This is a genomic window from Candidatus Cloacimonas sp., assembly GCA_039680785.1.
GTDB lineage: Bacteria > Cloacimonadota > Cloacimonadia > Cloacimonadales > Cloacimonadaceae > Cloacimonas.
Genome location: JBDKSF010000092.1, coordinates 23,178 through 30,995, shown reverse-complemented (window position 1 = coordinate 30,995; position 7,818 = coordinate 23,178). Strand labels below are relative to the sequence as shown.

General features: G+C 37.8%; 8 protein-coding genes. 7 read left to right on the top strand and 1 reads right to left on the bottom strand.

Annotated elements, in window-relative coordinates; genetic code table 11:
- A partial coding sequence (locus ABFC98_06550) for a T9SS type A sorting domain-containing protein (protein MEN6445692.1) occupies positions 1 to 1,038 on the top strand: 1,038 nt, incomplete at its 5' end.
- 73 nt (positions 1,039 to 1,111) lie between these two features.
- On the opposite strand, the gene argF is transcribed toward ABFC98_06550, so the two are convergent.
- A complete protein-coding gene (argF, locus tag ABFC98_06545) occupies positions 1,112 to 2,110 on the bottom strand; it encodes an ornithine carbamoyltransferase (protein ID MEN6445691.1) in 999 nt (332 codons plus the stop codon).
- A 369-nt stretch (positions 2,111 to 2,479) separates the two neighbouring features.
- Here argF and ABFC98_06540 point away from each other — a divergent pair, with 369 nt between their 5' ends.
- The 6 genes from ABFC98_06540 (at position 2,480) to ABFC98_06515 (ending at position 7,794) form a co-directional block, all read left to right on the top strand.
- Positions 2,480 to 3,043, top strand: coding sequence for a hypothetical protein (locus ABFC98_06540; protein MEN6445690.1), 564 nt, complete (start codon positions 2,480 to 2,482; stop codon positions 3,041 to 3,043).
- A gap of 207 nt (positions 3,044 to 3,250) precedes the next feature.
- A complete protein-coding gene (locus ABFC98_06535) occupies positions 3,251 to 4,495 on the top strand; it encodes a TolC family protein (GenBank protein ID MEN6445689.1) in 1,245 nt (414 codons plus the stop codon).
- A gap of 35 nt (positions 4,496 to 4,530) precedes the next feature.
- Positions 4,531 to 5,826 (top strand): efflux RND transporter periplasmic adaptor subunit, encoded by a 1,296-nt coding sequence (locus tag ABFC98_06530; GenBank protein ID MEN6445688.1) that lies wholly within the window; start codon positions 4,531 to 4,533, stop codon positions 5,824 to 5,826.
- Position 5,827: 1 nt separating this feature from the next.
- On the top strand, positions 5,828 to 6,580 hold the full coding sequence (locus ABFC98_06525; GenBank protein ID MEN6445687.1) for an ABC transporter ATP-binding protein: 753 nt from the start codon (positions 5,828 to 5,830) through the stop codon (positions 6,578 to 6,580).
- Positions 6,577 to 7,320 (top strand): ABC transporter permease, encoded by a 744-nt coding sequence (locus ABFC98_06520; GenBank protein ID MEN6445686.1) that lies wholly within the window; start codon positions 6,577 to 6,579, stop codon positions 7,318 to 7,320. The genes ABFC98_06525 and ABFC98_06520 overlap by 4 nt, the downstream gene beginning before the upstream one ends.
- A 36-nt stretch (positions 7,321 to 7,356) precedes the next feature.
- Positions 7,357 to 7,794: an FtsX-like permease family protein gene (locus tag ABFC98_06515; GenBank protein ID MEN6445685.1), complete on the top strand. Its 438-nt coding sequence runs from the start codon at positions 7,357 to 7,359 to the stop codon at positions 7,792 to 7,794.
- The last annotated feature ends 24 nt before the right edge of the window (positions 7,795 to 7,818 follow it).

Genomic DNA, 7,818 nt, shown 5'->3' with positions numbered 1-7,818 from the left:
AATTACGGTGTTTTAATCGTGGATGAAACAGCTGATTTTAGCGGTAGCAGTCCTTTTCAACCAACGGATGAACAGGTGGATAGCTTTTATGATCAATTGATTTCCGGTTTATGGAATGCCTCTCATTTCGATTTAGCAACTCTTAATGATACCTTGCGTCTATGTGATCTGGGTATTTATTCTGTAATTATCTGGCATGGCAACGATTTTTCCGATATGTTCTATCCCTATTACATCAAGGATGCCTTAAAAAAGTATATTTATTATGGAGGAAAAGTTCTTTTCTCTCTATATCATCCCAGTAAAGCTTTTGAAATGAATGATGGTTATCCTGCTTCTTTTGCAGAAAACACTTTTAGCAATGAAGTTCTGGGAATCAGTAATGCAAATTATACTTTTGCAGCGCGCTTTAATGAAGCTCATAGCGTAAATCCTGATTTTATCGATATTGAGGTTGATCCTAATAAGGTGCCAACTGCTTTCAACGGTCATTTATATAATATCGAAGTTATCAATCCTACTTCTTCGGCAACTCCGCTTTATAGTTATGCTTCCGCTTATGATAATGCCACTTCTCAAGGTATCTTAAATGGAGGCGGAGTAGGAATTTTGCACAATTATTACGCTGGCAAAGCCATAACCTTAAGTTTTCCTTTCTACAATATGGATTTCAATCAAAGCCGTCAGGTCTTGCGCTATATTATAGAGACCTGTTTTGAAGAGCCGGTAGCTGTTACTGATGAAATTCTATCTCCAGTGGCAGAAATTTCCATTCTGCCCAATCAGCCCAATCCTTTTGTTGCCTCCACCCAAATAAATATCCTCTGTAAAAATGACAACGCTCCTTTGGAAGTGAAGATTTACAATCTGAAAGGTCAGTTAGTTAAGACCCTTTACAAGGGCATTGCAGATGCCAAAAATACACTCACTTGGAACGGAACGGATCAAAATGAAAAACAAACCGCCTCGGGAATATATCTAATTAAGGCAAATCAGGGAAATAAAATAGAAACCCGAAAAATATTGAAATTGAAATAAATAATATCCTTTACAAAAAAGGGGAGCCGATTAACAAAAATCTGCTCCCCTTTTTATATTCAGATTTGTTTTATTATCCTAAAGTGGCTACCATCACCGCTTTGATAGTATGCATTCTATTTTCGGCTTCATCAAAGACCACGGATTGGGGTCCTTCGAAGACCTCATTGGAAACTTCCATACTGTCTAAACCAAATTTTTCGTATATTTCTTTGCCAATTTTGGTTTTGAGATCGTGAAAAGCAGGCAGGCAATGCATAAAAATCGTCGTGCTTTTTCCGGTTTTTTGCAGCATTGCGCTATTTACTTGATAGGGTTTTAGCAGGTTTATTCTTTGTTCCCAAACGCTATCCGGCTCACCCATAGAAACCCAAACATCAGTATATAGAACATCAGCGTCTTTTACTCCTTCGTCAATGTTATCGGTAAGAGTTATTTTCGCACCCGTTTCTTGGGCAACTTTAAGGCATTTATTAACTAAATTAGGATCGGGAAAAAGCGTTTTAGGGGCTACAATTCTAAAATCCATTCCGGTTTTGCAAGCACCAATCATCAAAGCATTTGCCATATTATTGCGTCCATCTCCGCTGTAAACGAAAACCATTTCATTCAAGGGTTTGTTTAATTGTTCCAGAGCTGTTAAAAAATCAGCCAAAACCTGGGTAGGATGATCCTGATCAGTTAAACCGTTCCAAACAGGCACTCCGGCGTATTTTGCCAGTTCTTCCACGATTTCTTGTCCGAAACCCCGGTATTCAATTCCATCATACATTCTGCCTAAAACCCTTGCCGTGTCGGCAACGGATTCTTTTTTGCCCAATTGTGAGCCAGTAGGTCCCAAATAAGTTGTGTGAGCGCCTTGGTCTAAAGCGGCGACTTCAAAAGCACAACGAGTGCGCGTGCTATCTTTTTCAAAAATCAGAGCGATGTTTTTCCCGCTTAAATTTGGTTGTTCCGTGCCTGCATATTTTGCTTTTTTAAGCTGCAAAGCAAGATCCAGTAAAAATTGAATTTCCTTAGGAGTATAATCCATCAGGGTAAGAAAGTTACGATTTTTTAGGTTGAAAGCCATTTTGGTCTCCTTCTGGTTATGTTTATTTTAAGTATTTTTGCGAACTGATTTTGGGTGATTTATCCAGATGTAACGCTCAGAAGATAATCACAACCACAGCATAATCCTTTTTTAAAAATGTGCCTTAGCTGTCAATGAGTTTCTCTTTTTTGTTTGGTAAATAAGCAATTTGGCTTTATCTTGCATTGATATATTGGGTTATTTTTAAATGTTCTGCATAAAGCTACTTATACTACCTATCTATATGCAGATTTGATACTTACTTAGTTATCGAGCGGATATAGACAATTACTTTCTCGTAACCATCCCTTATCCCCATACGAGATGGTTATGGCTTGGATATGAACTGTCAATGGCTTAATGGCAGGGATGGAGGGTGATAAGATAAATTATTTTTGGGGTGCGCAACATTTTTTCTGTTTTGTCACCAATTTCAGCAATTTTGTCACCCCCTATTATATAGAAAGACAAAAAGGAGACATTACAATGAAAGTGGAATTTAAATATGGACTTGCCGGTTATACCGGAAAAGCCGATGATCTGGTGTATTATTTTGATCCATCTACGGGAAAGGTTTATGCCAGACGCAAAACATATCCTCGCTTAACAAAAGAAAATGAACGAATAGGCAAAATATCTCAAAATATTTTTGGTTTAAAACCTTCGGAAGCATATAAGGATGATTTAAAATTATACCTTCTTAAATATAAGGGGATCGCTCCCAAAAGCTCACCTTGTTTTCGTTCTTGGGTAAATGTTTATATTTATCTGATGACCAATATGGCGAAATTATATCCGGATATAGACCTTAAAACTATTACGCGGGAACAAATAGATCAAAACAATTTACCCTGCAAAAGTGTTAGAGATGCGGTTGTGTCAGGTATTTTGCCACCCGTGAGAGGTTATGAGAGATTGGATGCGCTATTGTAAAGTAGAAAAATGTTCTCGTAGTTATTGGCAGTATGCAAGAAAACTATTGACGAGTATTAAGAGAAATATTGGAAGGTAATGCAATAAATCTTTGTCTGTAGAGATAAAAAATGTTGCAGGATATACTGTGTAAGATGGTATAATGAAAGAACCGAGAAACAAAATACAGATAAGGAAATTGAAAGTAATCAAGGATAAAAGAAAAAAATGAAAGTTATTACAGTGATCCTAATGCTATTGCCAATTCTGTTAATAGCCCAGAGTTATACTTTGGAAGAACTCATTAATTATGGCTTAGATAACAGTTTCAGCGTAGAAAAGAGCAAACTTAGTTACGAAAATTCCACTTCTTCATTGAAAACTGCAAAATGGAATCTTTTGCCAGATGCAGCCGTGAACGGAGGTGTAAAAAAGGATTTTGATCCCATGGTCGGAACTGATGATGTAACAAGTTCCGCCGGTTTATCTATCAGCAAAACCATCAGTTTAAACGATGATGCCTATTTTAATTATCTATATGCATCTCTTGATAATAAAACGGCCAACATGCAACTGGAACAAACCCGCAAAACATACGCCTATAATGTTTTCAGTGCATATATAAAAGTGCTAAGTTCACAAAAACAAAGAAGTTCTTTAGAAGAAAATTTGCAGATTCAAACAAGGGTGTGGGAACAAAGTAAAACACTTTTACAATTGGGTAAAACCACTCCCTTCGATGTTAAGCAAAATGAAATCGCCGTTTTAAACTCCAATATATCCTTAATGCAACTCGATAATACTATCGCCAATGCTCGTAAGGAACTATTTGCCCTTGTGCAAATGCAGGATGAAGGTTACTCTTTAACTGAACTGGAACTAAACATTCAAAAAGATGTCCCCGCCTTCACTACAGACAATAATGCCGATATTCAAATTCTAAATCAAGATTTGAAACGCATCAATCTGCAGTTAAAACAAAATAAGCTGGATGACTTACCCCGCCTTAATCTTGCTTACAATTTTGACCGCACCGTGAGTGGCTCTGATTTTGATTTTGACACTTATAATACAAATCACGGAATTTCTCTCTCCGTTAGCTATCCGCTATTGAATATTTTTGAAAATAACCAAAGCAAAACAAGAACAAGAATTAGCCGCCAACTCTCTCAAGTGGCTGTAGATGAAAAGAAAGATCAATTGAGAAGAAATTACGACAGCGCCCTAAGAGAACTGCAATATTTAACCAGAATGAATGAACTTTACACTGAACAATTGGCACAATCCAGAGAACAAATTACTCAGGCAGAAGAACGCTATCGCTTGGGGCTAATTGAACTTTTGGAACTGGATAAAACCCGAACTAACTATATTGATACTGACATATCATATAATAATAACCTATATTCAATCATTTCAAAACAAGAAGAAATAAACTATCTTCTCTCTGAACCAATTTTAGGTAAATGGTAAAGTAACATTATAAGATTATAAAGCAAGGAAAAACAATGAAAAAATACCTTAAGTATATCGTCCTAATTGCGCTCATAATTATAGCCATAATCGTTATAACCTCTTTGCGCAAAGCAAAAAACAAACCTGAATTCAGAACTGTGACGCCTTCAAATGGCAGTATCAGAGAAATTGTAACTGCCACTGGTTCACTTAATCCCTATGTATTAGTTAGCGTTGGAACCGAAGTTAGCGGTAAAATTGAAAAGCTCTATAAGGACTTCAATGACCCTGTTAAAAAAGGTGAACTGCTGGCAAAACTGGATACGGAAATCCTTTCTACCAATCTGGAAGCAGCTAAAGCTGATCTGGCAAAGGCAAAAACTGCATTAGACCAGGCAAAACTTGATTATGACCTCCAGACAGAATTGCTGGATAAACAAATGACTCCTGAATATGATGCTAAAACTGCTCTCTTTGCCTATCAAAATGCTCAACAAAATTACAATAATGCCCAGCTCACTTTACAGCGAGCTCAAAAAAATCTTGCCAATGCCTATATTACCAGTCCTATAAATGGAATTGTGGTTTCTCGCGATGTGGATGAAGGACAAACAGTTGCTGCCAGTATGAGTTCCCCCACTTTATTTAAGATAGCCAATAACCTTGATCAAATGCAGATTTCTGCTGATGTTGATGAAGCAGACATAGGAAAAATAACAGTCGGTTTACCTGTAGAATTTACAGTGGATGCCTATCCCAGCGAAAATTTTTCCGGAACCGTAAAACAAATTCGCTTAAACCCAACTACGGAATCCAATGTCGTATCCTATAGTGTCATTATTGATGCAGCCAATCCAGAACAAAAACTGCTGCCCGGAATGACAACTAATGTTACCATAATTATCCAATCCAGAGAAAATGTGATGCGTATTTCGGAAACGGCCACCCGTTTTAAACCCAGTAAAGAGGTCTGGGAACAATTTGGTCTGAAATGGACTGACGATCTTATCCAAAATGCCCAAAAAGAGGTATTTGCTTCTTTGGCATCTTCAAAAGCAAAATCTGCCCAAAATGATTCCACTGTCAGCAATAAAAAGGTGGGATATAAAAGGTCACCCCAAAATAGTTCCAATAAAGTATCCACGAAAAGTAAAAATGCTCTGATCTGGGTTCTGGAAAATAATGTCCCTAAGCCGAAAGGAATTAAAACCGGAATTTCAGAAAGCGGCTATATTGAAGTTAGAGAAGGACTTTCTGGAAACGAAGTAATTATAACAGGTGTAAACGGTAAAAATACTACTGAATCCACAAATGGCAATTCAAATGGTCATGGGATGAGGCCTTTCTAAAATGTCGGATTTACTAATTAGAACAGAAAATTTAACCAAAATATACCAGATGGGAGATGTTCAGGTTCACGCTCTACGAGGCGTTTCTCTGAACATACAACAGGGAGAATTTGTAGCCATAATGGGTGCGAGCGGAAGCGGAAAAACAACTTTGATGAATTTAATTGGCTGTCTTGATCTTCCTACCAGTGGCGAATATTATATCAATAACATTGGAATTCACGAAATATCTCAAATGGAACTTACCAAAATCCGCAATCAATTGATTGGTTATGTGTTTCAAAACTTCTATCTATTGCCTCGCACAACCGCTTTGGAAAATGTAGAGCTACCTCTATTATATAGAAATAAAATGACACATCACTTACGCATCCAAAAATCTATGGAAGCTCTTGCCACAGTTAATATTGCCGATAGAGCAAAACATTATCCCAATCAGCTTTCTGGTGGTCAGCAACAAAGAGTTGCCATTGCTCGTGCCATTGTGAATGACCCAGTGTTTTTACTTGCCGATGAGCCAACTGGAAATCTGGATACCAGAACCAGTTTGGAAGTAATGACGATATTTCAAAAATTACATCAAAATGGCAAAACGATTCTGCTGGTTACCCATGAACATGATATAGCGCTTTATGCTCAACGCCTTATCACTTTTCGTGATGGACTTATTATATCCGATATACCTAATAATAATCCTCATATTGCGGAAGTGGACTTAGCCAGTTTGCCAAAATTACCCGGAGATGAATTATGAGTATCACAGGAATAATCCGTATTGCCTTTAAATCGCTAACGCGTAATAAAACCAGAACTTTTTTAACGATGCTGGGCATAATTATCGGTGTGGCAGCCGTTATAACGATGCTTGCCATAGGCCAAGGAGCCAAAAAAATAGTGGAAGACCAGATTTCCTCTATGGGAACCAATGTCCTGATGGTAACTGTTAATTTTACGCGTAATTCTTCTACCGTTCGTCAGGCAGCAGGAAGTGGAACTTTACTGGAATTGGATGATGCTTTAGCCATTCGTTCTCAAGTGGAAGACGCTTTATATGTTTCACCCGTTTATAACTCTTATGCCCAACTTAAATATGAATCCCAAAACTGGCGAACCAGTATTATGGGTGTGGATACCGACTATTTTTACATCCGCGATATGGATGTTTCGCAAGGGGATTTATTTTACGATAGCGATGTAGAGAACGGAAATAAGGTATGCGTAATCGGTAAAACAGTAGCTGAAAACCTCTTTGGAGATGTTGATCCGGTAGGCAACATTATTCGCATTCGTAACATTCCTTTCACCGTTAAAGGAGTGATGGAATCCAAAGGACAAAATGTAATGGGTATGGATCAGGACGAAAGTGTTTGGGCTCCTTATACAACTGTCTATGCAAGATTACTTGGACAGCGTTGGAGAAATATGATGATCATCGTTTCCGCATCTTCCAAAGATAAAATTTCCAGCGTATCGCAAGATATATTGGAACTTTAGCAAAATCGTCATCGCGCCACAACCAGCGAAGAATTTTTGGTTAGAAGCCAAACAGATATAGCAGAAACAGCCAGTAAGGTCTCTGACACTATGACCATTCTTTTGGCAAGCATTGCAGGTATATCTTTATTGGTGGGTGGAATTGGGATAATGAACATTATGCTGGTTTCGGTTACGGAACGGATAAAAGAAATAGGAATCAGAATGGCTGTGGGAGCAGGGAAAAGAGATGTGTTACTTCAATTTATCATTGAGGCGGTTGCCATCAGTATTTTAGGTGGTTTTATCGGCATAGCACTTGGTTTTGGCGCTTCCAAAATTGTTGGCAATGCCATGGATTGGAGCGTTGCTGTAACTCCATTTTCAGTTTTAATATCAGTAGGATTTTCGATGGCCATAGGTATCTTCTTTGGTTGGTATCCAGCATCTAAAGCGGCAAACCTAAATTTAATAGACGCATTGCGTTATGAATAAATAATTAAGCCCTAAAGTAAAAAG

What these genes read in the sequence shown, in the direction of transcription:
- ABFC98_06525 (MEN6445687.1), top strand. Translation starts at nt 5,828, where the DNA reads ATGTCGGATTTACTAATTAGAACAGAAAATTTAACCAAAATATACCAG.
- argF (MEN6445691.1), bottom strand. Translation starts at nt 2,110, where the DNA reads ATGGCTTTCAACCTAAAAAATCGTAACTTTCTTACCCTGATGGATTAT.
- ABFC98_06520 (MEN6445686.1), top strand. Translation starts at nt 6,577, where the DNA reads ATGAGTATCACAGGAATAATCCGTATTGCCTTTAAATCGCTAACGCGT.
- ABFC98_06530 (MEN6445688.1), top strand. Translation starts at nt 4,531, where the DNA reads ATGAAAAAATACCTTAAGTATATCGTCCTAATTGCGCTCATAATTATA.
- ABFC98_06535 (MEN6445689.1), top strand. Translation starts at nt 3,251, where the DNA reads ATGAAAGTTATTACAGTGATCCTAATGCTATTGCCAATTCTGTTAATA.
- ABFC98_06540 (MEN6445690.1), top strand. Translation starts at nt 2,480, where the DNA reads ATGGAGGGTGATAAGATAAATTATTTTTGGGGTGCGCAACATTTTTTC.